The organism is Devosia sp. SL43 (genome assembly GCF_021729885.1).
Lineage (GTDB): Bacteria > Pseudomonadota > Alphaproteobacteria > Rhizobiales > Devosiaceae > Devosia.
In genome coordinates this window covers 2,826,292-2,851,474 of the sequence record NZ_CP063401.1, presented here as the reverse complement: position 1 = coordinate 2,851,474, position 25,183 = coordinate 2,826,292, and the positions used below count along the sequence as shown (strand labels likewise).

Annotated in this window: 26 protein-coding genes; 13 read left to right on the top strand and 13 right to left on the bottom strand. The window is 64.1% G+C overall.

The window, feature by feature from the left end; genetic code table 11:
- The first annotated feature begins 22 nt into the window (after window positions 1-22).
- A complete protein-coding gene (locus IM737_RS14045) occupies window positions 23-868 on the top strand; it encodes an SMP-30/gluconolactonase/LRE family protein (RefSeq protein ID WP_442874205.1) in 846 nt (281 codons plus the stop codon).
- On the opposite strand, the gene IM737_RS14040 is transcribed toward IM737_RS14045, so the two are convergent.
- Entirely contained in the window at window positions 869-1,924 is a 1,056-nt protein-coding gene (locus IM737_RS14040) for a LacI family DNA-binding transcriptional regulator (RefSeq protein ID WP_236894654.1), read from the bottom strand.
- Between the two features lie 78 nt (window positions 1,925-2,002).
- Between IM737_RS14040 and IM737_RS14035 the strand changes: the two genes are divergently transcribed.
- From IM737_RS14035 to IM737_RS14025, 3 genes are read left to right on the top strand one after another with little or no spacing between them, the layout of a single operon-like run.
- Window positions 2,003-3,496, top strand: a complete 1,494-nt coding sequence (locus IM737_RS14035) for a sugar ABC transporter ATP-binding protein (RefSeq protein ID WP_236894652.1) — start codon at window positions 2,003-2,005, stop codon at window positions 3,494-3,496.
- A 9-nt stretch (window positions 3,497-3,505) separates the two neighbouring features.
- A complete protein-coding gene (locus IM737_RS14030; protein ID WP_236894650.1) occupies window positions 3,506-4,528 on the top strand; it encodes an ABC transporter permease in 1,023 nt (340 codons plus the stop codon).
- 26 nt (window positions 4,529-4,554) lie between these two features.
- Window positions 4,555-5,643, top strand: coding sequence for a substrate-binding domain-containing protein (locus tag IM737_RS14025; RefSeq protein WP_236894648.1), 1,089 nt, complete (start codon window positions 4,555-4,557; stop codon window positions 5,641-5,643).
- Window positions 5,644-5,705: 62 nt separating this feature from the next.
- On the opposite strand, the gene IM737_RS14020 is transcribed toward IM737_RS14025, so the two are convergent.
- From IM737_RS14020 to IM737_RS14000, 5 genes are all read right to left on the bottom strand, one after another.
- Window positions 5,706-6,593, bottom strand: a complete 888-nt coding sequence (locus IM737_RS14020; RefSeq protein ID WP_236894646.1) for a hypothetical protein — start codon at window positions 6,591-6,593, stop codon at window positions 5,706-5,708.
- Window positions 6,590-7,504 (bottom strand): ABC transporter ATP-binding protein, encoded by a 915-nt coding sequence (locus IM737_RS14015; protein WP_236894644.1) that lies wholly within the window; start codon window positions 7,502-7,504, stop codon window positions 6,590-6,592. Before IM737_RS14015 ends, IM737_RS14020 begins: the two co-directional genes overlap by 4 nt.
- Window positions 7,497-7,886, bottom strand: coding sequence for a GntR family transcriptional regulator (locus IM737_RS14010; RefSeq protein WP_236894642.1), 390 nt, complete (start codon window positions 7,884-7,886; stop codon window positions 7,497-7,499). Before IM737_RS14010 ends, IM737_RS14015 begins: the two co-directional genes overlap by 8 nt.
- A 220-nt stretch (window positions 7,887-8,106) precedes the next feature.
- A complete protein-coding gene (locus tag IM737_RS14005) occupies window positions 8,107-9,765 on the bottom strand; it encodes a TadG family pilus assembly protein (protein ID WP_236894634.1) in 1,659 nt (552 codons plus the stop codon).
- A complete protein-coding gene (locus IM737_RS14000; RefSeq protein ID WP_236894631.1) occupies window positions 9,762-10,187 on the bottom strand; it encodes a TadE/TadG family type IV pilus assembly protein in 426 nt (141 codons plus the stop codon). The genes IM737_RS14005 and IM737_RS14000 overlap by 4 nt, the downstream gene beginning before the upstream one ends.
- Window positions 10,188-10,356: 169 nt before the next feature.
- Between IM737_RS14000 and IM737_RS13995 the strand changes: the two genes are divergently transcribed.
- From IM737_RS13995 to IM737_RS13985, 3 genes are all read left to right on the top strand, one after another.
- Entirely contained in the window at window positions 10,357-11,118 is a 762-nt protein-coding gene (locus IM737_RS13995) for a copper homeostasis protein CutC (RefSeq protein WP_236894629.1), read from the top strand.
- Between the two features lie 119 nt (window positions 11,119-11,237).
- On the top strand, window positions 11,238-11,894 hold the full coding sequence (locus tag IM737_RS13990) for an aquaporin (protein ID WP_236894627.1): 657 nt from the start codon (window positions 11,238-11,240) through the stop codon (window positions 11,892-11,894).
- 91 nt (window positions 11,895-11,985) lie between these two features.
- Window positions 11,986-12,771 carry a siderophore ferric iron reductase gene (locus tag IM737_RS13985; RefSeq protein ID WP_236894625.1) on the top strand — a complete coding sequence of 262 codons (786 nt, stop codon included), beginning with the start codon at window positions 11,986-11,988 and terminating at the stop codon, window positions 12,769-12,771.
- Window positions 12,772-12,906: 135 nt separating this feature from the next.
- Here the strand turns inward: IM737_RS13985 and IM737_RS13980 are convergent, their stop codons facing one another.
- On the bottom strand, window positions 12,907-13,485 hold the full coding sequence (locus tag IM737_RS13980; RefSeq protein ID WP_236894623.1) for an SH3 domain-containing protein: 579 nt from the start codon (window positions 13,483-13,485) through the stop codon (window positions 12,907-12,909).
- An 89-nt stretch (window positions 13,486-13,574) separates the two neighbouring features.
- Here IM737_RS13980 and IM737_RS13975 point away from each other — a divergent pair, with 89 nt between their 5' ends.
- From IM737_RS13975 to truB, 4 genes are all read left to right on the top strand, one after another.
- On the top strand, window positions 13,575-14,615 hold the full coding sequence (locus IM737_RS13975) for a 2-hydroxyacid dehydrogenase (protein WP_236894621.1): 1,041 nt from the start codon (window positions 13,575-13,577) through the stop codon (window positions 14,613-14,615).
- A gap of 160 nt (window positions 14,616-14,775) precedes the next feature.
- Window positions 14,776-15,456 carry a hypothetical protein gene (locus tag IM737_RS13970; protein WP_236894619.1) on the top strand — a complete coding sequence of 227 codons (681 nt, stop codon included), beginning with the start codon at window positions 14,776-14,778 and terminating at the stop codon, window positions 15,454-15,456.
- A gap of 31 nt (window positions 15,457-15,487) precedes the next feature.
- Entirely contained in the window at window positions 15,488-15,898 is a 411-nt protein-coding gene (gene rbfA / locus IM737_RS13965) for a 30S ribosome-binding factor RbfA (protein ID WP_236894617.1), read from the top strand.
- Window positions 15,895-16,797 carry a tRNA pseudouridine(55) synthase TruB gene (truB, locus tag IM737_RS13960; RefSeq protein WP_236894614.1) on the top strand — a complete coding sequence of 301 codons (903 nt, stop codon included), beginning with the start codon at window positions 15,895-15,897 and terminating at the stop codon, window positions 16,795-16,797. The genes rbfA and truB overlap by 4 nt, the downstream gene beginning before the upstream one ends.
- Window positions 16,798-16,936: 139 nt before the next feature.
- Here the strand turns inward: truB and IM737_RS13955 are convergent, their stop codons facing one another.
- On the bottom strand, window positions 16,937-17,830 hold the full coding sequence (locus IM737_RS13955; RefSeq protein ID WP_236894613.1) for a hypothetical protein: 894 nt from the start codon (window positions 17,828-17,830) through the stop codon (window positions 16,937-16,939).
- Between the two features lie 288 nt (window positions 17,831-18,118).
- Here IM737_RS13955 and IM737_RS13950 point away from each other — a divergent pair, with 288 nt between their 5' ends.
- Window positions 18,119-19,273 carry a hypothetical protein gene (locus tag IM737_RS13950; protein WP_236894610.1) on the top strand — a complete coding sequence of 385 codons (1,155 nt, stop codon included), beginning with the start codon at window positions 18,119-18,121 and terminating at the stop codon, window positions 19,271-19,273.
- 7 nt (window positions 19,274-19,280) lie between these two features.
- A complete protein-coding gene (locus IM737_RS13945) occupies window positions 19,281-19,883 on the top strand; it encodes a hypothetical protein (RefSeq protein WP_236894608.1) in 603 nt (200 codons plus the stop codon).
- 47 nt (window positions 19,884-19,930) lie between these two features.
- Here IM737_RS13945 and IM737_RS13940 read toward each other — a convergent pair whose 3' ends face one another.
- The 5 genes from IM737_RS13940 to hydA all read right to left on the bottom strand — a co-directional run bounded on the left by IM737_RS13940 (window position 19,931) and on the right by hydA (window position 25,177).
- Window positions 19,931-20,923: an ABC transporter substrate-binding protein gene (locus tag IM737_RS13940; protein WP_236894606.1), complete on the bottom strand. Its 993-nt coding sequence runs from the start codon at window positions 20,921-20,923 to the stop codon at window positions 19,931-19,933.
- Between the two features lie 27 nt (window positions 20,924-20,950).
- The gene (locus IM737_RS13935) at window positions 20,951-21,796 is read right to left on the bottom strand and encodes an ABC transporter permease (protein WP_236899928.1); all 846 of its coding nucleotides are present in this window, start codon (window positions 21,794-21,796) and stop codon (window positions 20,951-20,953) included.
- 245 nt (window positions 21,797-22,041) lie between these two features.
- Window positions 22,042-22,938: an ABC transporter permease gene (locus IM737_RS13930; RefSeq protein ID WP_236894603.1), complete on the bottom strand. Its 897-nt coding sequence runs from the start codon at window positions 22,936-22,938 to the stop codon at window positions 22,042-22,044.
- Entirely contained in the window at window positions 22,938-23,723 is a 786-nt protein-coding gene (locus IM737_RS13925; protein WP_236894601.1) for an ABC transporter ATP-binding protein, read from the bottom strand. The genes IM737_RS13930 and IM737_RS13925 overlap by 1 nt, the downstream gene beginning before the upstream one ends.
- The gene (gene hydA, locus IM737_RS13920) at window positions 23,723-25,177 is read right to left on the bottom strand and encodes a dihydropyrimidinase (protein WP_236894599.1); all 1,455 of its coding nucleotides are present in this window, start codon (window positions 25,175-25,177) and stop codon (window positions 23,723-23,725) included. The genes IM737_RS13925 and hydA overlap by 1 nt, the downstream gene beginning before the upstream one ends.
- Between the last annotated feature and the right edge of the window lie 6 nt (window positions 25,178-25,183).

Genomic DNA, 25,183 nt, shown 5'->3' with positions numbered 1-25,183 from the left:
CGAGCGCTTTGGCCGCTTCGTGATGGGCAATGCGCCAGTGAAGCGGCTGGCGACCGGCTTTGACTGGGTCGAGGGTCCGGTGTGGTTCGGCGATATGGGCTGCCTGCTGTTTTCCGACATTCCCAGTAACCGGATCATGCGCTGGTCGCCCGAGGGGATCAGCATCTTCCGGCAGAACTCGAACTACAGCAACGGCCACACGCGCGACCGTCAGGGGCGGCTGGTTTCGTGCGAACACGGCACGCGTCGGGTGACGCGCACCGAATGGGACGGCTCGATCACCGTAATCGCCGACAGCTTTGGCGGCAAAAGGCTCAATTCGCCCAACGATGTGGTGGTGGCGTCCGATGGCGCAATTTGGTTCACCGATCCGCATTACGGCATCCAGACCGACTACGAGGGGTTCCGGGGCGAGCAGGAGCTCTCGTGCAACGTTTATCGCGTTGACCCTGGTGGCAGCATCGAGGCCGTCATCACCGACATGAACTGCCCCAATGGCCTGGCCTTCAGCCCCAACGAAACCACGCTCTATGTCGCCGACACAGGCCGCATGTATGCGGGGGATCCGTCGCATATCCTGCAGTTCGACATGGCCGATGGCCGACCGCGCAATGGCCGGGTCTTCCACGCCATCGCGGTGGGCGCGGCCGATGGCATCCGGCTCGATACCGACGGCAATGTGTGGTCGTCGGCTGGGGATGGGGTGCGGTGCATATCACCCGATGGCGACGTGATGGGGCTGATCCGGCTGCCCGAACGGGCCTCCAACCTGTGCTTTGGCGGCCGGGCCAAGCATCAGTTGTTCATCACGGCGACAACCAGCCTCTACAGCGTCGTCCTCAACCGGAATGGGGCGCAGCGGCCCTGATCAGATGGTCTCGCCCTCGATCAGCTTGGTCCGGACCGCGATGACGCGGCGGGTGGGCTCGCCCCGGATGCGCGCGACCAGCGCCCGGGCAGCCTGTGTGCCGAGGCCGGTGGTGGGCACGACAGTGGTGGTCAGGCGCTTGGGCAGGATGGATGCGGCTTCCATGCCGCCCCAGCCGGCAATGCCGATATCCTCGGGCACCCGCAGGCCGCGCGACTGGCAGAAGGCCAGGCCGCCGATGGCCATCTCGTCATTGTGGAAATAGACGAGGTCGAGGTCGGGCTGGCGCGCCAGGAGGATTTCGAGACCGTAGAAACCGGCGTAAAAGCTCGGTGCGTCTTCGAGAATCTCGCATTCGACCAGCGGATGTCCCGCTTCGGCGAGGGCGGAGGCAAAGCCGTCGAGCCGTGCCTGTCCCATGACGTCGCTGCGCGAATGGGCGCCGAGGTAAGCGGCGCGGCGCCGTCCCTGGATCAGCGCGAATTGCGCCATCTCTACACCGCAGTCGAAATGGGAAAAGCCGACCGACAGGTCGATCGGGCTGGTGGTCAGATCCCACATTTCGACGACCGGGATGCCACTGGTCGATAGCATCTGCACCGTCCCCGGCGTGTGGCTGCGTCCCGCCAGGATGACCCCGGCCGGGCGCCAGCTGACGATCTGGCGGACCCATTCCTCTTCTTCGGGCTGGGAGTGATTGCTGCAGCCGATCATCATCTGATAGCCGAGCCGCGACAGCGCCCGGTCCAGACCGTCGAGCACGTGACCGAACAGGCCCGAGGTCAGCCTGGGCACGCAGACACCGACGAGAGTGGAAGCCTGATCTGCGGCGAAAGCGGAGGCCAGCCGGTTGGGCACGTAGCCTAGCCGTTCGGCTTCCAGGAGAACCTTGCGCCTTGTGTCCTCTGAAAAGCCCGTGCCGCCGCGCAGCACGCGGCTCACCGTCATTTTCGAGACGCCGGTCAGGCGCGCGATATCGCCCAGTCCTGCCGCAGGCCGGCGCTCTCCCGGCGACGCATCGAGCGAATTGTTATCGATATCTTTTTTGCTTGACACGCGCGGACCGTTGCATCAGGTTGCAGTTACGTTACCGGTAAACCTGATATCAAAGCAAGGGCCGGGGAGGATCATCCAATGGACGAAACCGCCAGCGGTTTATTCTTTGATCGCGTCGCCAAATCCTTTGGCGGCACGCAAGCCCTGCGCGGTGTCTCGCTCAAGGTGGCGCGCGGCGAGATCGTGGCCTTGCTGGGTGAAAACGGCGCCGGCAAATCGACCTTGATCAAGGTGCTGGGCGGTATCCACCGCCCCGACAGCGGCCTGGTCTCGATCGACGGAACGCCCTATGCCCATGAAGCGGGCCGCGCCTCCGGTCAGAAGGTCGCCTTCATCCATCAGGACCTGGGCTTGATCGAATGGATGACCGTGGCCGAGAACGTCGCCATGCTGCTCGGCTATGAGAATCGGATGGGGCGGATCGACTGGGCAGCCACCCATGCCAAGGCCGAGCGCGCTTTGGCGCTGGTCGACGCGGACTTTCCGGCTTCGGCCCGGGTGTCCAGCCTGTCCCGCACGCAGAAATCACTGGTCGCCATCGCCCGTGCCCTGGCCGCCGAATGCGACTTCCTGGTGCTCGACGAACCCACGGCCAGCCTGCCGGCGGACGAGGTAGAGCGCCTGTTTTCGGCCCTCAGGCCGCTGCGCGAGCGCGGTGTGGGCATGATCTATGTCAGCCACCGGCTCGATGAAATCTTCCTAATTGCCGATCGTGTCGCAGTGCTGCGCGATGGTCAGCTGGTGGCGATGCGCGATGTCGCCCATACCACGCCGGACGAGCTGGTCGGGCTGATTGTCGGCCGCAAGACCCGCGAAATCCAGCGTCCCGCCGTGCTCGAGGGCCCGGCCATTCTGAGCGTCGACAAGCTGACGACGCGCAGTGTCGGCCCTGTCAGTTTCGACATTCGCCGCGGCGAGCTGCTCGGCCTGGCCGGGCTGCGCGGCGCCGGGCACGAGGATATCGGCCGCGTGCTGATCGGCGGCCGCAAGCACGGCGGCCGGGTTGTGCTCGAGGGCCGCGAGCCCGATCTGTCGTCGCCGCAGAGCGCCATGCGCGACGGCATTGGCCTGGTGGCGCGCGACCGGGTGCGCGAAAGCGTCGCCACGGGTCTGACCATCCGGGAAAATGCCTTCATCAATCCCTCGGCGACCGGGCGCGGCCTGCTGTCGCTGATGGGACCGCGGCAGGAGGAGGAACTGGCGCGCCGGATCGGCGCCCGTGTCGGGCTGTCCCCCAACGATCCATCCCTGCCCATCGAAGCCCTGTCGGGCGGTAACCAGCAGAAGGTGATTGTTGGGCGCTGGCTGGAATCGGGGCGGCGCCTGCTGGTGACCGAAGACCCGACGGCCGGCGTCGACGTGGGCGCCAAGGCCGAAATCTACCACTTGCTGTTCGAGGCGCTGGCATCGGGCATGGGCGTGCTCGTGATCTCCACCGATTTCGAGGAGATCGCCAATATCTGCCACCGGGCCATCGTGTTCTCGCGCGGCCTGCCGGTCGCCGAACTGACCGGCGTCGAACTCTCCACCGAAACTCTCATCCAGGCCGCTTCGGCCGGTGACGCCGCATGAGGTCCGCAAATGCCGTCGATTGAATCCAACGCGATCGAGCCCACCAAGGACGAACTGGCCGGCCTGCCGCCCTTGGTCAAGCTGGTGCGCATGCTGCCGAGCTATGGCCTGGTCATCCTGACCGTAGCGCTCATCGTGCTGTTCTCGATCCTGCTGCCGACCACGTTCCCGACGCTGCTCAACCTGCGGGCCATCCTGTCCGACAAGGCGATCATCGCGCTGCTGTCGCTGGCAGCGATGATCCCGATGGTGGCCGGGCGCATCGACCTGACCGTGGGCTATGGCATCGTGCTCTGGCACATTCTCGCCATCTCGCTGCAGACCATGTACGGCCTGCCCTGGCCGATGGCGGTGGGGATCGTGCTGTGCCTGGGCGTCGCGGTGGGTGTGCTCAATGGCCTTTTGGTCGAAGTGGCGCGCATCGACAGCTTCATCGCCACGCTGGGCACCGGAACCATCCTTTATGCCCTCGCGCTCTGGCATACCGGCGGTCGGCAGATCGTCGGCGTGTTGCCCGACGCCTTCTATGCCGTCAACGGGACCTTCGTCTTCGGCCTGCCCATTACCGCCTATTACGTGCTGGCCATCACGCTCGTGCTCTGGGTGGTGCTCGACTACACCCCCATCGGCCGCTACCTCTATGCCATCGGCGCCAACCAGCGCGCTGCGGAGCTCAACGGCATTCCGACGCGCAAGTTCGTCGTCGGCGCCTTCGTGGCCTCGGGGCTGCTGACGGCCTTTGCCGGCGTGCTGCTGGCATCCAAGCTGCGCATCGGCCAGGCCAGTGTCGGCCTCGAATTCCTGCTGCCTGCTCTGGTTGGCGCCTTCCTGGGCTCGACCACCATCAAGCCGGGCCGCGTCAATGTCTGGGGCACCATCATTGGCGTGATGATCCTGGCGGTCGGCATTGCCGGCATCCAGCAGTTCGGCGGCAGCTTCTGGGTCGAACCTCTCTTCAATGGCGCCACGCTGCTCATCGCCATCGGCATTGCCGGATATGCCCAACGCAAAAAGGGCGCCGGCTCGAAATAACGACAGCACAACAGGAGGAACCAAACATGCTGCGCCGTACCTTTACCATCTCGCTGCTTGCCCTGATGGCATCCAGCCCCGCCTTCGCCGACGCGATTTCGGACGCCATGGCGGAAGTGCAGAAATATGCCGGCCAGAAGACCACCTGGGACGGCCCCACCGCCGGCCCGGCTGCCGCTGAAGGCAAGTCCATCGTCGTACTCGCCGGCGATCTCAAGAACGGCGGTATCCTGGGCGTCACCAAGGGCGTGCAGGAAGCGGCCGACAGGATCGGCTGGACCATCAACGTGCTCGATGGCGCCGGCTCGATCCAGGGCCGCGCCGCCGCCTTCGGCCAGGCGCTGGCACTCAACCCCGATGGCATCATCATCAATGGCTTCGACGCCGTCGAACAGCAGGCGGCGCTCGAGCAGGTCAAGGCGGCTGGTATCCCGATCGTCAGCTGGCATGCTGGCCCCGTGATCGGGCCCGACGCGGCCAGCGGCATCTTCGCCAACGTCTCGACCGATGCGATGGAAGTGTCCGCTGCTGCAGCCAAGTGGGCCTTCGCCGATGCCGGCGGCAAGCCGGGCGTCGTGATCTTCACCGACTCCACCTATGCCATCGCCATCGCCAAGGCCGACAAGATCAAGGAAACGATCGAAGCGCTGGGCGGCACGGTGCTCGAATATGTCGATACGCCGATCGCCGACACCTCCACACGCATGCCCTCGCTGACCACAGCGCTGCTGCAGAAGTATGGTGCCAGCTGGACCCATGCTTTGGCCATCAACGACATCTATTTCGACTTCATGGGGCCAGCCCTGGCCGCAGCCGGCATTGCCGGCGACGGTGCACCCAAGGCCGTGGCGGCCGGCGACGGCTCGGAAAGCGCCTACCAGCGCATCCGCACCGCCCAGTACCAGGCGGTGACGGTGGCTGAGCCGCTCAACCTGCAGGGCTGGCAGCTGATCGACGAGCTGAACCGCGCCATCCAGGGCGCCGAATGGTCCGGCTATACCTCACCGCTGCATGTCGTCACTGCGGACAACATCTCCTTTGACGGTGGCGACAACAACCTCTTCGACCCGGGCAATGGCTACCGGGACGAATACGCTCGTATCTGGGGCAAGTAAGACCCCATCGCGTTTCCCAACGAACTGGGCGGGCCTCGGCCCGCCCTTTTTCGTGGCGCCTATCAGTTGTCGTTGGTGCGGCGGCGGTATTCGCTGGCCAGGTAGATGACCACCACGGCAAAGACCATGCCGATGCCCACCTGGGTCCAGTCCATGTTGGCAATCAGGTCGGTGGCGAAAGCCACGCCGCTGAACGGCTGGTCGGTCATGAACCAGTTTTCGACATAGGGCGTCGAGGGCAGCGCGCCGCGATATTCGATGAAGCGCCAGGTATGGGTCGAGAACGGGTGCAAGCCACCCAGGGTCACCCATTCGAGCGTCGAGGCGATGGCCGGCAGCAGCAGCGAGATGGGAATGGCCCAGCGACCGACAGCCGTTGCAATGGCACCAACCAGCGCCATGGCCGGCAGATACCACAGCAGGCCGCAGACCAGCGTCACGATGATGGCCAGGGCCACATTGGCGTAGATGATGGCAATGCTGCCCAGCGTCGCCACCGAGGCGGTGCCGTTGATCAGCATGGTGACGTAAGCCACGCCATAGAGCAGCACACCGCTGAGCAGGGCCACTGCGTAGATTGTGCCGGGCAGGACGGTCAGGCCGGCGACCAGCTTGCTGAGCAGCACCCGGAAGTCACTGACCGGCATCGACTTCCAGAACAGCATGGCATTGTTGCGCTTGTCGGCGGCAAAGCCGTCGGCACAATAGAAGAACAGCACCGCGATCATATAGAGCGACCAACCGAGCCCGAAGGCGAGGAAGCCGATCTCATAGACCCGCAGCGGCGCCACGGTGAAGAGGGCGCCCGAGAAGCGCGCATCGACGCGCCCCACGGTAAAGGCCAGCACGGTCGCGCCGAACAGCACCCCCACCAGGATCAGTGGACCGATGAGGAAGGCGCCGCGATGCTCGATGAGCTCGCGATGGACAAGAGCGGTGAAAGCCTTCATCGCGCGGTCTCCGGATTGGCTGTCGGCCGCTGCATCAGGGCGACGAAGAGGTCACTGAGGGTGGGGGTCGAGAGCTTGCCGAAGGGTTCCAGCACGTTGCGGTCGACGCCGTCGAAGATCATCACGGTCTGGCCGAAGCGGGTTTCCTCGTAGACCGGATTGTGGGCGCGGGCGGCGGCCTGCGCGGCATTGTCGTTGACGACGAGTTGGGTGAACTTGTCGTTCACGGTCTCCATCTGCATATGCAGGATGAGCTCGCCATCGCGGATGAACATGATGTCGGAGAGCATGAACTCGATTTCGTCCACCTGATGGGTGGTGATCAGCAGCGTGCGTTCCTCGGTCATGTAGTCTTCGAGCAGGCGCCGGTAGAAGCGCTTGCGATAGGTGATATCGAGGCCCAGCGTGGGTTCGTCGAGCACCAGCAGCTTGGCATCGATGGCCATGACCACGGCCAAGTGCAGCTGGGCGACCATGCCCTTGCTGAGATGCTTGACCTTCATCTCGGGCTTGATGTCGGTGCCTTCGAGGAAGCTGCGCGCCTTCTCGATCGAGAAATTGGGGTGGATATTGCTGAGCAAGGCAAACAGCTCCCGCACCCGCAGGAAGCGCGGCAGGCTGGCCACGTCGGAGATGAAGGCGACGTTTTCCATCAGCTTGGCGCGCTTGGCGAAGGGGTCTTCGCCCAGAACGCGGATGGTGCCTTCGCAGCTGGTCAGGCCCAGCATGGCGTTGAGCGTGGTGGTCTTGCCGGCGCCGTTATGGCCGATCAGGCCATAGATGCGGCCGGGCGGGATGTCGAAATCGAGCCCATGCAGGATTTCCTTGCCGCCGAATTTCTTGCGCAGGCCGCGGGCGGAGACGATCGGCTCGATGCTGTCCGCCTGGCTGGCGAGGGAAAGCTCATTCATGGGTCTGCCCTTTATGTTCGGCTGACGGCGCCTGGTTTGACTTGGCTAGAAGGGTATTGAGGTCGAGATCGAGCGCCTTGATCTGGGCGGCAATGCGCGGCCAGTCTTCTTTCAGAAACTTTTCGCGCTCATGGGCAAGCAACTCCGCCCGCGCTCCGACTTTTACGAACATCCCCAATCCCCTTCGTTTCTCGACCACCCCGACATCCACCAGTTCCTCGAAGGCCTTGGTGACCGTCAGCGGATTGACCGACAGATCGGCGGCGATGGTGCGCACGGACGGAAGAGCGTCCCCCTCGGCCACCGATCCCCGCAGGATCATCTCGGCTAGCCGTTGCCGGATCTGGACGAAGATCGGCTGGCTGGTGTGAAAGTCATCCATGTGTTGTGCCTATGTAGTGTGGTGGTGTTGTAGCACACTGAACTGATGAGTCAAGGGGTGGCCGTATGCGCTCGCCACACCCCCTCATCCGCCCTTCGGGCACCTTCTCCCGCAAGGGGAGAAGGCGACACAGCCGAGGGCTTTCAGTAATGGCACCTTCTCCCCTTTGCGGGAGAAGGTGGCGCGCAGCGACGGATGAGGGGGTATGCCGAAGGCCGACCTAGCCCACCAGCACCGGATGGGAGCACCGCACGCCATAGACCCGCACATCGGCCTCGCCGATCGACAGGCCGACGGCCTCAAACAGGCGGTTGAGGGTGAGATCGAAGGTCGGGCCCAGAGGGGAGATGATCGCCTTGAGCAGCGTCGCGAGGCTGGTGAGGTTCAGCCCCAGGCCCAGGATGGGCACCTGGAGCTGCAGATTGCCCAAGAGCGAGGTGGTGAGCGAGGTGACGGGTGTACTGGTCGCGGCCGTCTTGACGGTGCGCGCCGCGATCTCGGAGGCCGAGAAGCCGAGCGGGATCGGCGTGGTCTGGGCGATCTCGACCAGTGACGAGGCCAGCACCTGCAGTACGGTCAGGCCCAGCACTTTGACCTCGACCAGCTTGGCGAGGCCGACCGTCGGACTGGTGGCGAAATTGCCGAAGCTGGCTGGCGTGACCTCGCCGATCATGACGCGCAGCACGCCGGGCTTGGTGAGGATAGTTGCGGTGCCGGAGGCGTTGTTGCCGGTGGGGCACGTGGCAGCACTGGCGATCGCCTCGGAATGGGCCATCTCGACGTAAAGCGGCACGCGGATCGGCGCGCCGACCAGCGCGCCTGAGCCAAGTATCGTAGCCACCAGCTTGAGGCGCAGTTGCGCCGTGCGGACCACCGCGCCTGTCGGTCCGATGGCGTACCAGCTGCCGCCCTGGGGCGGCTCACCGATCGCCAGGGTTGCATCGAGACTGACGAGACCCGGTACACCAGCGGCTAGCGTCAGCGAAACCTGGTGTCCGCCATTGCTGAGGGCCGCGCTGGCGGACATCAGGTCCATCGCCGAGATGCTGGTGAACAATCCCTCGCCGGCCCCGGTGCCGATGTCGACATCGCCGAATCGGCCGAGCTGGAACAGCTTGCCCAGCGGGACCACGCCATTGTGGCCGGCAGCAGCGGCCAGGGTCAGCGCGGCATTGCGTTCAGTGCCGGTCAGGATATCGGCGAGGGCGGCGGCGAGCGTGCCGTGATCGGAGCTCATCACCAGCAGGTCGTCATAGGTGCCGGCGGTGACGCCGAGCCGCAAAGCCAGCGCATCGAGGAAGCTGAAGGCATCGACCTGCGCATTGAGCAGGCCGTTATAGTCCATCGCCGTCAGCGCCACATTGGTGCCGAGCAGGCTGTTGAGGACGGCATTGGCGATGCCGCCATTGAGGCTGGCGAGGCGCGAACCGATCGAGAAGGAGACTTCCGGGGTGACGGTGGCGATCGCCGAGGCGCCGATGGTGGGCGACTGCGTCCAGCCGCGGGCGAAATGCAGCTGGCCGGGCCGCTCGAAGCTGACCATGACGGCGTTGAGCGGAGTGGCGCCCGGCTTGAAGCGCTGGTTGGCGGCCAGGGCCGGATCGGGGTTGTAGTGGCCGGCGGCAACAGCAAGCCCGTTGGTCGAACTGCCCTGCAGCAGGCCGGCTTCGACCAAGGATTGCTGCGCGATGGCAGAGGCCTGACCGGTGTCCGAGGCGGCCGACAGCGCTGCCAGGTCGACGCCATTCTGGATCATCCGGCGCTCGTGATAGAGCGAGGCCGCGTCGACCGCGACGGCACTGACCATGGCCGATACGGCAAAACCCATGGCGAACAGGACGGCAATATTGCCCCTGGTATCGCTGAGAAATCCGCTCATATGCCGCCCCGGCGGATGGTGGAGCTATAGGCGATGTGGGGGCCGGGCAGCGGCAGGGGCGGATAGAGGTTCCAGATCGGCAACTGGGTCGCGTCATAGCGCAGGCTGACGCGGTATTGGTTGGGATCGCCGGGCTTGTCGCCGATGCTGAAGGTCAGCAGGCTGCGGTCGATCAGCATGTATCCGTCCGCATTAGCATCGAGGAAGTCTTCGACCAATGCGTTGCGCTCGGTCTCGTCGAGCCCGGCAATGGCGGTGCGGGCGGCGTCGGCGGAGAGCTGCTGCAGCGAATTGGCGGCACCGAAATAGATGCCGTAGGCCAGCATCCCGGTCAGCAGCAGCAGGAAGACCGGCGTCAGGATGGCGAATTCGACGGCCGAGGTGCCGCTGGTATTGCGGGCCCAGGCGTAAAGGCAGCGCATGGCAATTCTCCCTGCGCCCAGTCTGGCACGACCATGGCTGGCGCCTGGTCACCGTGGGTATGCGGATCATTGCGAGGGGCTCTACGGAAGGCTGCGTAAGCAGTTGCAGAATCGCCTTGCCGCGCCGCGGCAGTAGCACTACCAATGCAATACCAATTGGAGACCACTCATGCCGAAGCACCCGTTCAAGATCGAAATCTGCGTCGAGGGGATCGACGGTCTTGTTGCGGCGCAGCAGGGTGGCGCGGACCGGGTGGAGCTGTGCGCCAGCCTGCTCGAGGGCGGGCTGACGCCCAGCCTGGGCGTGGTGAAGGCAGCGCTCAAGGTGGCGACCATTCCATTTCACGTCATCATCCGGCCGCGCGGCGGCGACTTCCTCTATTCCGAGCTCGAATTCCAGACGATGGTGGAAGACATCAAGGCGCTGCGCGATCTGGGCGATGTCGCGGGCGTGGTGATCGGGTGCCTGACACCGGACGGCCGGATCGACGAAGTCCGCACCAAGGCGCTGGTCGATGCGGCGCGACCGATGAAGGTCACCTGCCACCGTGCCTTCGACATGACGGTGGATTACCGCGAGGCGATCGAGGCGCTTGTTCGAGCCGGGGTCGACCGCGTGCTGACCAGCGGGCAGCGCGACACGGCCATCGAGGGCATCGAGATTCTCAAGGACACGGCTGCTATCGCCGATGGCCGTATCGTGGTGATGGCCTGCGGCGCGCTGGATGCCGGCAATATAGCCCAGGTGCGACAGGCGACCGGGGTTGACGAGATGCATTTTGCGGCGCTTCACACCATCAAGAGCGGCATGGATTTCCGCAATCCGCATGTCGGCATGGGCGGCACGGCGATCGAGCGGGAATATGAAATCACGCTGACCGATACCGACGCGGTGCGGGAAACCATCGCAGCAGCCCGCGCCGCGGCCTGATTATCCTGTGCCTGTTGGTATCTATCCGCTTGTCCGTGGCGAGTTGTCGCAGGAAGGCTTGATCACCGCCTCGTGATTCGGGGTCGGTATGGGAAGTCTTTCTGGGGATACCAAGCGTCATGAACAAACTGATTGCGGAATTCATCGGCACGGCAGTGCTGGTGCTGATTGGCTGTGGAGCAGCCGTACTGGGGGGCGACAGTATCGGCCAGGTCGGCATTTCGCTGGCCTTCGGCCTCGCCATCGTCGCCATGGCCTATGCCATCGGCCCGATCTCGGGCTGCCACATCAACCCGGCGGTGAGCCTGGCGCTCTTCATCGATGGCAGGCTCGAACTGGTCAGCATGATCCAGCATTGGGTCGCGCAGTTTGCCGGTGCGCTGGCGGGTGCGGCCATCCTTTGGGCCATCGTCGGCAGCAATGCGAGCCTGGGCCAGAACGGCTGGGGTCCGGGCTATCTCGGCGAATATTCGCTGGTCGCGGCCCTGCTGTTCGAGATCGTGTTCACTGCGATTTTCGTCATCGTCATTCTCGGCTCGACCGGCGAGCGCGCTGCGCCGCATTTTGCCGGCCTCGCCATCGGTCTGACGCTGGTGGCCATCCATTTGGTCGGCATCCAGGTGACGGGCGTGTCGGTTAATCCGGCCCGCAGCTTCGGCCCGGCCATCCTGGTGGGCGGCAACGCACTGGCGCAGCTCTGGCTGTTCATCGTCGCACCGCTGGTCGGCGGGGCGCTGGGTGGGCTGCTCTATCGCTTCAAGATCCTCAAGATCTAGCCAGGATCTCGCAACGTCAGCCTGATCATCGGGCCGCCGGCACACCACCGGCGGCCTTTTCAGTTGCAGGCTCGGGCGCTAGAAGCACGTCATGGCCCGCTCCTTCCTTTTCCCGACTGACGATGCCGATGTCGCCACGACACGGCTGATCGCGACAGCGGCCGCCGCGACGGGCTTCATGAAGGGTGAACCGGGAACGGCACGGGTGGGCTGGTACCAGCCGGGCGCCGATAATGACGCCGTGCTGGGTGGGTTGCGGGACGCGCTGCGGGTCACCTATCCGGAGGCCGGGGAGGCCTTTTATGCAGTACGGCTATGGACCAACCTGCTGTGGCAGCCGGCCTATCTGGCTGTGATCGCCGTGCATATCCACGGCGCGGTGCCCGCTCTTGCCGGCATCAGCCAGCAGCGCCGGGGCATCTATGTCGATGGCTATCGGCTGGTGCCGGGGCCGCAGACCAGTGGCTCGGTGGAGGCGATGATCGACGATGTTGGCGGGCAGCTCGGTGCCATGGCGGCGGTGATGCTGGGTGAGGTCAATGCCCTGAGCAAGCTCAAACCACTCCCGGCGCGGCGGCTGCATGCCGACCGTATGCTGACCCTGATGGTGTGGCTGAGCCAGAAGCGGCGCGACCTGCCGGCGGACACGATCCGCAGTTACTCAAACCGCTGGCTCGGCGCGCTGGGCCTCACCGGCCAGGGCGATCTGGAGTCGGTGTTCGCCCCGGATGGACGCGAGGCGCTGATCGTCAAGCGCAAGGGCTGTTGCCTGGATTACCTGATCGACCCAGACCGGCTCTGCGCCACCTGCCCCAAGCAGGACAATGCGGTGCGCATTGCCCGACAGACCGCCAATGCGCTGGCTGAACTGAGCTAGGTGCACGTCCTCGTGGTTCGAGGCGCTGAAGAACGCGCACCTCACCATGAGGACTACTTTTGATGCGGTGTTCCAGTTACCCTCATGGTGAGGCGGGAGCCCTTGCGACCCTCGAACCACGAGGGTGTGCTACCGTTAGTCGAACACCTCGTCCGGATAGACGCCCCAGAGTTCTTCCTGGTGGAGATAGCCCGAATAGCTGGTCGAGCGTTGGTTGGCGTCCTGGCCGATGGCGGTGACTTCGCACCAGGTGCCGTCGCATTGCTTGATGATGACCTTGAAACCGGCGCCGAGGCGCGCGCGGATGCCGGCCTCGTCGGATTGGTTGGACCGCAGCGCCAGTTCACCATTGGCCACCAGCGGCGCGGCATAGCCGGCACGTGTACCCGATAGCAGGTTCTGGTGGACCCAGCCCTCGGTGCCGTCGACATCGCGAATTTTGCGCCAGGTATCGAATTCCTGGACGATTTCGACGGGGATGCCGGATTTGAGATAGGTCCAGGCGACCTCGTATTTGGTGCCCGGTCCGACGCGCACGTTAATGGGCTCAGAACGCGTGGTAGCAAAACGCGGCAACGGCAGTCCGCTCGGGTTGGCGGCCTGGGCAAAGGCGGGCGCAAGCAGCAGGCCAAAGGCGAGCAGCATCCAGGCGAAGCGAGCGGAAAGAGCTCGAAATAGGCTGCCGGAAAGACGGCGCAGGGTCTCGTCAAACATGACTTTGCAGAACAAATGGAATTGCCTTATCACTAACCCATGATCCTTAATGGGCACTGAATTGTGGGTTTTTCCACAAGGAGCGCCCCATGCTCCCGGAACTGATGGCCAGCCAAAAACCCAAGATTCTCGTGACGCGGCGCCTGCCCGAGACCATCGAGGCGCGCATGGCCACGCTGTTCGAGACCGACGTCAACGAGGGCGACGTGATGCTCGATGGCGACGACATCATTGCCGGGCTTGAGGGCAAAGAGGTGCTGGTGAGTTCGATCACCGACCGGATCGATGCCGACTTGATCGCCCGCCTGCCCAAGAGCGTGCGGCTGATCGCCCAGTTCGGCAATGGCTTTGACAATATCGACATCGAGGCGGCCTGGGCGGCCGGACTTACCGTCACCAATACGCCGTCGGTGCTGACCGAAGATACCGCCGACATGGCAATGGTGCTGATGCTGGCGCTGCCGCGTCGGCTGGTGGAAGGCACGCAGATGCTGGTGCGCGACGGCGTCTGGGCCGGCTGGTCGCCGACCTCGATGCTGGGCCACCGGCTGCGCGGCAAGTCGCTGGGCATTGTTGGCATGGGCCGTATCGGTACGGCGGTGGCGCAGCGAGCTAGGGCTTTCGGGCTCAATATCCACTATTTCTCGCGCAATCGCCGGCCGCCCGGCGTCGAGGATCCTTTGGGTGCGACTTATTGGCCCGAACTCGACCCCATGCTGGAGGCCGTCGATATCGTGTCGCTGCACACGCCACATACGCGCGAAACCTTCCACCTGCTGTCGGCCGAACGGCTCAAGCGGATGAAGCCGGGCAGTTTCGTGGTCAATGTTTCGCGACCTGAACTGATCGACGAGACGGCTTTGGTCGACGAGATCGAATCCGGTCACCTGAGCGGCGCCGCACTCGACGTATTCGAGAACAGAAACGGCATCGATTCGCGGCTGCTGGCGCTGGCCGAGGCCAACAAGGTGGTGCTGACCGCGCATATGGCGTCAGCCACGCTCGAAGCGCGCATCGAGATGGGCGAAACGGTCATCGTCAATATCCGGGCCTTCATGGATGGGCACCAGCCGCCGCATCGCGTGCTGCCCGATAGCGCCCATGGCCGAGCGCGCACCCTGCGCGCCTAGCGCCAGTGTTGCGCCAAACACCCACAATGCAGGCCTTCGGTGCAATCGATGCCGGCGGGTCTTGCCAGCCGGGGCGCTTGCACCCTAATCGTCGGCACGGATGCTTTTGGGGGAAGCGATCCGGATTGGTTCGACTGCATTGGGTGAGGAGACCCCCGCAATGGCTTTGTCCCGTGGCTTTATGCGCCTGTTGGGTGTTCTGTTGGCCGCCTCCGCGTTTGCTGGGCCGGCTTTGGCGCAGCCGATATCGAGCGAGCTGCCGCTGACCGAAGAGGGCAGCGCGCTGGTGCTGGATTCCCTGGGGCACACATTCTCCCTGCCACTGCCCGACTGGCTGAGCTCGGCCGATCGGCTATCGGGCAATGTCATCCCGCTGTTCGATGCAACGTTCCGCGCCGACGACGCGCAGGCGCTGCTCGAAATCTACCCCAAGGGGGAAAGCGAGGCGCTGTGGAAGACGCTCTATGGTGCCCGCATCACGCTCGAAGCCTCCCGGCCGCTGACCGATTACCGTAGCGCCGTCATGTTCGGCTACAGCCAGACCTGCAAGCCCGAACTGACCGGCTTCTTCCAGTTTGGTGAGGATGACGGCGAGACCCTGGCCCCGCTGGGCTTTGTCTGCGGCGCCTATCTCGACCGGCTGACGGCCTATCGCGGCGAAGGGGAAGTCATGGTCATGAGCTTCCGCAAGTCGGCCAAGGGTGTCGCGATCGTCTATCAGGAATGGCGCGGCGATGCGTTCGATCCGTCCAAGCCGGAAACCTGGCCGGTGGCGACGGACGTGGTCGAAGCCCGCGCCAAGCAATTGCAGGATGAAGCGGCGCTGGTCCTGGCGGATTGACGTAGGCGCGGCGAGGGAATAACTCGCTGCCATGAGCAAAGACAACGAACCAGCTGGCCCCAGCCAGCGCATGCTGCGCGTCGGCGAACTCGTGCGCCACGCCCTGGCTGCCATGTTTGCACGGGGCGATGTGGAAGACGACGCTTTACGCGGCGCCGTCATCACCGTGCCCGAAGTGCGGATGACGCCCGATCTCAAGATCGCCAATGCCTACATCATGCCGCTGGGCGGGCTGCATGCCGAGGAAATCGTGGCGGCGCTGAACCGCCACACCAAATATATCCGCGGCCGCGTGGCGCCGCAGATCAACATGAAATTTGCACCCGAAGTGCGCTTCTATGTCGACGACACGTTCGAGGAGGCCAGCCGCATCGACAGCCTGCTGCGTTCGGAAAACGTGCAGCGCGATCTCGACGAAGACGAGGACGGCACCGAACCTTGAGCGCGCCCAAACGCGTCAAGCGCGCCATTTCGGGCTGGGTGGTGCTCGACAAGCCCTATGACATGACCTCGACCCAGGCGGTGGGCAAGGTGCGCTGGCTGTTCGGCGCCGCCAAGGCCGGCCATGCCGGTACGCTCGACCCGCTGGCCACGGGTATACTCCCCATCGCGCTGGGCGAGGCGACCAAGGCCGTTCCGCAGGTGCAGGACGGCACCAAGGTCTATCGCTTCGCCATCAAATGGGGCAGCGCCACCACGACCGACGATGCTGAGGGCACGGTTGTCGCGACCTCCGATGTTCGGCCGGAAAGGGCAGCGCTCGAGGCAGTGCTGCCGCAGTTCACCGGCACTATCCTGCAGCGGCCGCCAATCTATTCGGCGCTCAAGATCGATGGCGAGCGCGCTTATGACCTGGCACGGGCGGGCGAGACCGTCGAATTGCAACCGCGAGAAATCGACGTCGATGCGATCGAACTGGTCGAACATGGCACTGAGCAGTCCATCCTCGAAGTCACCTGCGGCAAGGGCACCTATGTCCGCTCGCTGGCCCGCGACATCGCCGAGGCGCTAGGCACGCGCGGGCATGTTAGCCTGCTGCATCGTGCCGCCGTGGGACCGTTCCACGACGCGGATGCACTGACCATCGACCAGCTTGAAGCCTTGGGGCAGGACGAGCGCGATGCCCTGCTCAAGCCCGTCTGGGCGGGGTTTTCGGACTTGCCGGAAATCCGGCTCGACGCGAGCCAAGCGACCTCGGTCCGCCACGGCAATGCCGTGCTGCTGACCGGCGCGGGCGCACCGGTATCGCTCGATGAATGCTGGGCCAGCTTCAAGGGCGACGTGCTGGCGACCGGCTGGGTGGAGTTCGGCCAGTTCAAGTGCCGGCGGGTGTTCAATTAGTCAAAGAAAAGGCGGGGATTGCTCCCCGCCTTGGTTCTTCCTAGCGCAGGAAGAGCACGATGATGATGATCAGCCAGATCGGCACGCCGAGCAGCCAGAGTCCAATTCCACGAAACATGATGTTGTCCTTTTCTGACTGTTAGAAGCGCTTGAACATGCCGGCGAAGACCGTGTTCTCGTCGCGATGATTGCCGCCCTTTTGAGCGGCCCAGAAGGCGCCGATGGCCGAGACCAGCAGCGAGGCTGCAAGCAGGAAGGCACCGATGATGGCCGTGTTGCGGGCGATGCGCGCCGCTTCGATGGCATCCTGGCGGGCTTGTTCGACCTGGGCAGAAACTTCGGTCACCCGAGCCTGTGCCTCTTCCGGCGTCAAGCCGGTATTGGCGGCCACGACATTGGCCAGATAGGCCGTGTCGGCTTCCGAGACCGTGCCGTCACCCAGGGCGGCCTGGGCGAAGATGCGGCCCGCTTCGCCGCGAGCGGCCTCGGCATCGACGGGCTGGTTCGAGCGGAACAGCGTATCGATGAAGTAGGCGTTCGGGTCGACCGCATCGGCCGCACCTTCGGCAACGTTGGAGGCGGCAGTGGTCGCAGTTGCCGCGGCGGAGCCAACGGCATTGGCGGCTGCGCCAATACCACCAACGGCGATAATGGTGCCGAGGACGGCAGCGCCGGCCCAGACGAGCAGACCGTGCGCACCATCGCGCAGGTCGCTCTCGTCTTCAGTGGCGTCGAAATAGCGGCGACGCAGGCGACCGGTCAGGTAGCCACCAGCCATGAAGCTAGAGATCTGGACCCAGAGGAACCAGGTTGCGGCGGCAATGCCGACGAAGATCGGATTGGGGCCGTCGCCATAGCCGAAATTGAGGAAATTGAGGCCCACGGCGGAGCCGAAGCTGATCAGCACCAGGCTGATGGCCGAGGCCAGGAGGATGCCGGCAATGATCGCGGGCCAATCGACATAAGACGACTGGTCGCGGTTGGCGGCGGCTGAGTTGGTAACGACGACGCCTGCGGGCGCATCAATGGTCATGGTGTCGGCTCCTGAAGTGTTGTTGCTTTTGCCGAAAGGGATCAGGCAAGGCCGATGAAGGACAGGATGGCCATGACGATAACGATGAGGCCGACGATGTAGATGATCGAGTTCATTTGAGTGATGCCTTCTTGGTTGACGCGTGTGTGCCTTCAACCGTGCGTGAACGAAATCGTTCCGGGCACCTGCGCAAATTATGGGCAGATTGCGGCAGACCTCTCGGACACTCGTTCGATGGCGCCATGCCGAAACCCTGCCAGGCTGAAAGCCTGAACGGGGATATCCGCAATGACTTTGGCCATGGCCACGCCGACACGCTTTCAGCTGGTGGCGATCCTGCTGCCTCCGGTGCTGGCCTGGGCTGCCGGCACGCTGCTGCGCTATGGGCTCTATGAGGCGACGCAGAACGGCGCTGGGTTCGGACAGTATCTGCGCGCCATCTGCGTGCTCGATTGTGACTGGTACGAGAGCATCGTGCGCGGTGGCTATGACCTGACGGCCGCACGGCACGACAAGGGTGACGGCGCCAACTGGGCCTTCTTTCCATTGCTGCCGCTGCTGGTGGCGGGCCTGGCGCCGCTGCTCGGTGGTGATGTGCTCGCTGCCGGCTTCGCGATCTCAACGCTGGCGACCCTGGCGACCGCGCTGTTCGCCTATCCCTGGCTGGTCGCGGCGCCGCGCGCCTATGGGCTGTTCTGCATTTTCCTCTTCATCGGACCCTTCTCGTTCCATTTCTCGACGCTCTACACCGAGAGCCTGTTCATGGCGCTGACCTTGCTGGGCTTTCTGGCGCTGCGCCGCGGCGAGTATGTCGGCGCTGGGTTGGCGGGCGCGCTGCTGTCGGCGACCCGGGTGAGTGGGGTGTTCTTGTCGCTGGCGATCGGGCTGCAGGCGCTGCTCGACGCGCGCAAGGGCGGCGGGAGCTGGTGGCAGATCGCAGGCCGGCTGTTGCGCCGTGGCGACGTGGCTTTCGGCATCATGCTGGCACCGCTGGGGCTCTTTGCCTTCATGGTGTTCCTGCATCACCACGTGGGCGATGCGCTGGCCTTCTCGCACATCCAGCGCTCCTGGGGACGCGCGCTGGGCAATCCGCTGGGCTATCTCTGGGGCGGCCTCACCCGACCGCCCGGACCTGGGCAGTGGATCGGCTATAATCAGGCCTGGGCCATCATGGCGTTGGTGGGCTTCGGGCTGTGCGCCGAGCTGGCGCGGCGGCGGCAATGGGCCATGGCGCTGTTCTGCACCCTGACGCTGCTGACGCCATTGATGACCGAGATCTTCTCGATGACGCGCTTTGTGGTCGGCCTCGCACCGCTGATGATGCTGGCCATGACCCTGCTGGCTAAATGGCGCTGGCTCACCGTGGTCGCCGCCTTCGCCTTCATCGCTGCCGACATTGCTCTGCTGCCGCAATGGATCGCGGCCAGCTACTACCTGATGTGAGGGCGGCATGAACCGACTGCTTTGGGCCGGCACTATCGTCTTGGCCGGATTTGAACTCTGGGCCGCAAGCCTGTTGCTGAGCCCGCAGGTCAGCGCCAACTACCGCGACTACTATGTGACCGGCAGTTCTGATTGCTGGCCACGGGCGGTGAGCGGGCGCTACCAGTTGGGCCAGCCGCTATCGTTTCGCGACGATCCAGTTGGCCGCGCCACGGTGCGCCACCGGCAATGCGGCTGGATCGCGCCGTTCTCGGCCGGCAGCTGGAGCGTGGGCGATCGCGCGCGATTGCGGTTTGCCTTCGCGGTGCCTGAAACAGGCCTGCTGATCGGGCTGGTGGCGCAGGGCTATATCGGCACGGACCACCGCGAGCAGCGCGTCGAAGTGCGTGTGAATGGCGAGCGGCTGGATGATCTGGTGTTCAACCCGACGACGCAGGGTTTCGCGGCTATCCCGGTCAGCCGGGACGTGGCGGCCCTGGACCCAACGGGCGTGACGTTACAGTTCGATTTTCCAGACCGCATCTCGCCCTTGGCGATGGGCGTCAACGACGACACGCGTGAACTGGGCATGCTGCTCAGCGAGCTGATGATCTCTCCGCTACCGCAATGAAAAAGGCGGGGATCGCTCCCCGCCTCGTCATTCAGATTTGCCTAGCCTTAGAGCCCGTCGGTGATCACGGTCGAGAAGGCGCCTTCCGGAGCCTTGGTGATCGCCGGATTGTCGGGCGAGACGGCCGAGAGCAGCGTATCGACGGTCTGCTGGTAATCAGCAGCATCGAGCGCACCGGTCGAGCCTTCGGTCAGCTTGTTGACCTCGGTCATCTGGTAGAGCTGGTCTTCGAGGGTCATCGCGCCGGTCGAGTCATTGTCCAGAACGATCTGGGCGGCTTCCTCGGCATTGTCGCGGGCATAGGCCCAGCCCTTCATCGAGGCGCGGACGAACTTGGTCATCTTCTCGACAAAGGCCGGATCGGCCAGGTTTTCTTCCAACACATAGAGGCCGTCCTCGAGCATGCCGACGCCTTCGTCGCGATAGTTGAACACCGTCAGCTCTTCGGGCGTGATGCCGGCCTTCAGCACCTGACCATATTCGTTATAGGTCATGGTGGAGATGCAGGCGGCCTGCTTCTGGATCAGCGGATCGACGTTGAAGGCCTGCTTCAGCACTTCGACGCCCTCGGCGCCGCCCTCTGTCGATAGGCCCAGCTTGGCCATCCAGGCGTAGAAGGGATATTCGTTGCCGAAGAACCAGACGCCCAGCGTCTTGCCCGGGAAATCGGCAGTGGTTTCGACGCCGGCTTCCTTGAGGCAGGTCAGCAGCAGACCTGAGGACTTGAACGGCTGGGCGATATTGACCAGCGGCACGCCGCGCTCGCGGGCGGCAAGACCAGCGGCCATCCAGGTGGTGATGACATCAGCGCCGCCGCCGGCAATCACCTGCTCAGGCGCGATATCGGGACCGCCCGGCTTGATTTCGACGGTGAGGCCTTCTTCTTCGTAGAAGCCCTTTGCCTGGGCCACGTAGTAGCCAGCGAACTGAGCCTGGGTGACCCACTTGAGCTGCAGCGTTACGGTATCCTGGGCCCAGACCCCGCCCACTGCCGCCATCGTCATTGCGCCTGCAAGGGCGCCGATCAGAAGTTTCTTCATTGCCGTTTTCCCTGTATTCGGCATCGCCTATGCACCACGCACAGACGGATGCCAGAAGGTGACCCCCCGTTCGATCAGAACGATCACCCCGTAGAAGACCGAGCCCGCGACAGCCGCCACCGCGATTTCGGCCCATACCATGTCGACATTCATCCGGCCGACTTCGGTAGAAATCCGGAAACCCATTCCCACAATGGGCGTCCCGAAGAATTCCGCTACGATTGCGCCGATCAAGGCCAAAGTCGAGTTGATCTTGAGGGCGTTGAATATGAAGGGGCCCGCAGCGGGAAGCCGTAACTTCATAAGGGTTTGCCAATAGCCGGCGGCATAGGTGCGCATCAGGTCGCGCTCGATGGCGGACGAGGCATTGAGGCCGGCCACGGTATTCACCAGCATGGGGAAGAAGGTCATGATGACGACGACGGCTGCCTTACTGGGCCAGTCGAAGCCGAACCACATGACCATGATGGGCGCGACGCCGACGATAGGCAAAGCCGAGACGAAATTGCCGAGCGGCAGCAGGCCTGATTTGAGGAAGGGCGAGCGGTCGATGAGGATGGCCACCACAAAGCCGAGGCCACAGCCGAGCGCGTAGCCAATCAGCACGGCCTTGAGGAAGGTCTGCTGGAAATCGGCGAGCAGCGTCGGGACGCTGGCAGCGATGCGGGCGCCGATCATCGACGGCGGCGGCAGGATGACCTGCGGCACATTGCCGGCGCGGGTGATGACTTCCCAGGCAACGAGGATCGTCAGGCCGAAAGCGACGGGAATGATCAGACCGAGACCGGCATTGTCGCCAAGGCCCGGCGCCAGCGTCTTGCTGAGGCGCTCGACGAAGAGCCAGGCAAAGAGCCAGGCAGCAATCAGCGCCATCCAGTAAAAGGTCGGTGTCGGGGTGAAGACGTCAAGCGTCAACAGCAGCGCCACCGCGCCAAAAACCGCGATGACACCATCGAGCCAGAGGCCCGTCGGTACAAAGAAGCGGATGAGCGACAGGAAGCCCAGCGCCAGGAAGGCCTTGAGCAAGAGGCCCTGTTCGACCGGCGTGACGACGCCCAGCGCAAGGGCGGCAGCGGAAAGTCCACCGGCAACGAGGGCAAGAAAGAATTGCAGCTGGCTCATGCGGGGCGTGCCCCCATGGATCGGTTGACGAGCCTTTCGACCACGCCGACGGCGATGACCAGCAGCGCCGCAAGGATCGAAGCCGCGAACAGGGCCGCCCAGATCTGCACCGTCTGGCTGTAATAGGAACCGGCCAGCAATCGTGCACCGAGACCCGCCACGGCGCCGGTCGGCAATTCGCCGACAATGGCGCCGACTAGGCTCGCCGCGACACCGACCTTGAGCGAGGCGAAGAGGAACGGCATGGCGGCAGGCCAGCGCAGCTTCCAGAAGGTCTGGCCGGCGCTGGCGTTGTAGGTATGCATCAGGTCGAGCTGGATCGCCTCGGGCGAGCGCAGGCCTTTGACCATGCCGACCGCGACCGGGAAGAAGCTCAGATAGGCCGAGATGATGGCCTTGGACATCAGCCGCGCCGGATCGGTCGGGATGCCCATGGTGCCGGTAAAGATATTGAAACCGATCACCACGATCAGCGGCGCCAGCGCCAGGATGGGAATGGTCTGGCTGGCAACGATCCACGGCATCAGCGAGCGGTTCATCGCCTCGTTATGGACGATCAGCACTGCCAGCCCGATGCCGAGCACGGAACCCATAAGGAATCCCAGCGCAGTGGCCGAGAAGGTGACCCAAGCATGGAAGACCAGGCTGCGCGGTTTGTTGGGGGCGACCAGGGCCGTGGAATTCCAGAGTTCGCCGAACACCTGGTGGGCGGTGGGGAGGACCGGCTTTTCCTGGTTCCAGGTATCGACAATGAACTGGCTGGCCGGGACATTTGTGATATCGCCACGGCGATAGACGTCATTCTGCCACTGCGCATTCATGCCGATGGCGGCGGCGTACCAGATCGCGACGATGGCGATGAGGACCACGATGATGGGACCCGTGCGGGTCATCACACCGTCTCCTCATAGGAATGGCCAGCCCGTAGTCCGTCGCGCACGCGCGCGGCGATGGCGAGGAATTCGGGCGTCTCGCGGATATCGAGCGGGCGCTCCTTGGGGAGATTGCTCTCGATCACATCCGTCACCCGACCCGGCCGCGGCGACATGACCACGATCTTGGTCGACAGATACACCGCCTCGGGGATGGAGTGGGTCACGAAGCAGATGGTCTTCTGCGTGCGCTCCCACAGCTTGAGCAGTTCGGAATTGAGGTGATCGCGGACGATTTCGTCCAAGGCGCCGAAGGGCTCGTCCATCAGCAGCAGGTCAGCATCGAAAGCCAGCGCGCGAGCGATGGAGGCGCGCTGCTGCATGCCGCCGGACAGTTGCCAGGGGTATTTCTTCTCGAAGCCCGACAGGTTCACCAGGTCCATGGTGCGCTTGATGCGCTCGGCCTGCTGGCTCTGCGAATAGCCCATGATCTCGAGCGGCAGGGCGATGTTCTTCTCGATGGTGCGCCACGGATAGAGCGCCGGCGCCTGGAAGACGTAGCCATAGGAGCGATCCTTGCGCGCATTTTCCGCCGTCTGGCCGTTGATGGTGAGCGTGCCGGAGGTCGGCTGTTCCAGATCGGCGATGGTGCGCAAGAATGTCGTCTTGCCGCAGCCGGATGGGCCGATGAAGGAGACGAATTCGCCCTTCTCGATGCTGAGGTTCACATCGCTGAGAGCGACGACGTCGCCGTCATTGGTCTTGAAGGTAAGCCCAAGATTTTGGGCGGAAACAACCGGCGCCATCAAACCCCCGTCGCCGGAATGCCCGTGCGCTCTACCTTGCGCGGGGCGACGATTTCTTTCCACTGGCTCAGCGCCCGGTTGACCGGGTTCTTGGCCTCGCGGCCGACGAACTTGCCGTGGCCGGGCTCGGCCTTGATCTCGTTCTCGACGATCGACACTTTGCCGCGGCTCAACACGAAGCGCGGCAGGCCGGTGACTTCGAAGCCCTCGAAGACGTTGTAGTCGATGGATGATTGCTGGTTTGCCGCCTTGATCGTCTTGGACCGCTTGGGGTCCCACACCACGAGGTCAGCATCGGCGCCGACGAGAACCGCGCCCTTCTTGGGATAGAGCCCTAGAATCTTGGCGATGTTGGTCGAGGTGACGGCCACGAATTCGTTCATGGTCAGGCGGCCGGTATTGACGCCGGCGGTCCACAGCACCGGTAGGCGATCCTCAAGCCCGCCGGTCCCATTGGGGATCTTGGAGAAATTGCCGATGCCGTTGCGCTTCTGCGCCGTGGTGAAGGCGCAATGGTCGGTGGCGACGCAGCTCAGTGAGCCGGACTGGAGGCCCGCCCAAAGCGAATCCTGGTGCAGCTTGTTGCGGAAGGGCGGGGACATGACGCGGCGGGCGGCATGGTCCCAGTCGGGGTTGAAATATTCGCTTTCGTCCAGCGTCAGATGCTGCACCAGCGGCTCGCCATAGACGCGCATGCCCTTCTGGCGGGCTCGGCGGATCGCTTCATGCGCCTGTTCGGAGCTAACATGCACCACATAGAGCGGCACGCCGGCCATGTCGGCGATCATGATGGCGCGATTGGTCGCCTCGCCCTCGACTTCGGGGGGGCGGGAATAGGCATGGGCCTCGGGGCCGTTATTGCCTTCGGCGAGCAGCTTGGCTGTCATCGCGGCGACCACGTCGCCATTTTCGGCGTGCACGAGCGGCAGGGCGCCGAGGTCGGCGCAACGGGAGAACGACGAGAACATCTCGTCGTCATTGACCATCAGCGCGCCCTTATAGGCCATGAAATGCTTGAAGCTGGTAATGCCGCGATCGACGACATCGGCCATTTCATTGAACACCTGCTCGCCCCACCAGGTGATGGCCATGTGGAAGCTATAGTCGGCAGACGCCTTGCCGGTCTTGTTGTCCCACATCTTGAGCGCTTCGAGCAGCGACTGGTTGGGGCTGGGCAGACAGAAATCGACCACCATGGTGGTGCCGCCCGAGAGGCCGGCGCGAGTGCCGGATTCGAAATCATCGGCCGAGTAAGTGCCCATGAAAGGCATTTCGAGATGGGTATGCGGGTCGATGCCGCCGGGCATGATGTAGCAGCCCGAGGCGTCGAGAACCTCGTCGCCGGAGAGGTTCGGCCCGATTTCGACGATGGTCTCGCCTTCGATCTTGACGTCGGCCTTGTAGGTGAGATCGGCGGTAACGACGGTGCCGTTCTTGATGACTTTGCTGGCCATGCTCTG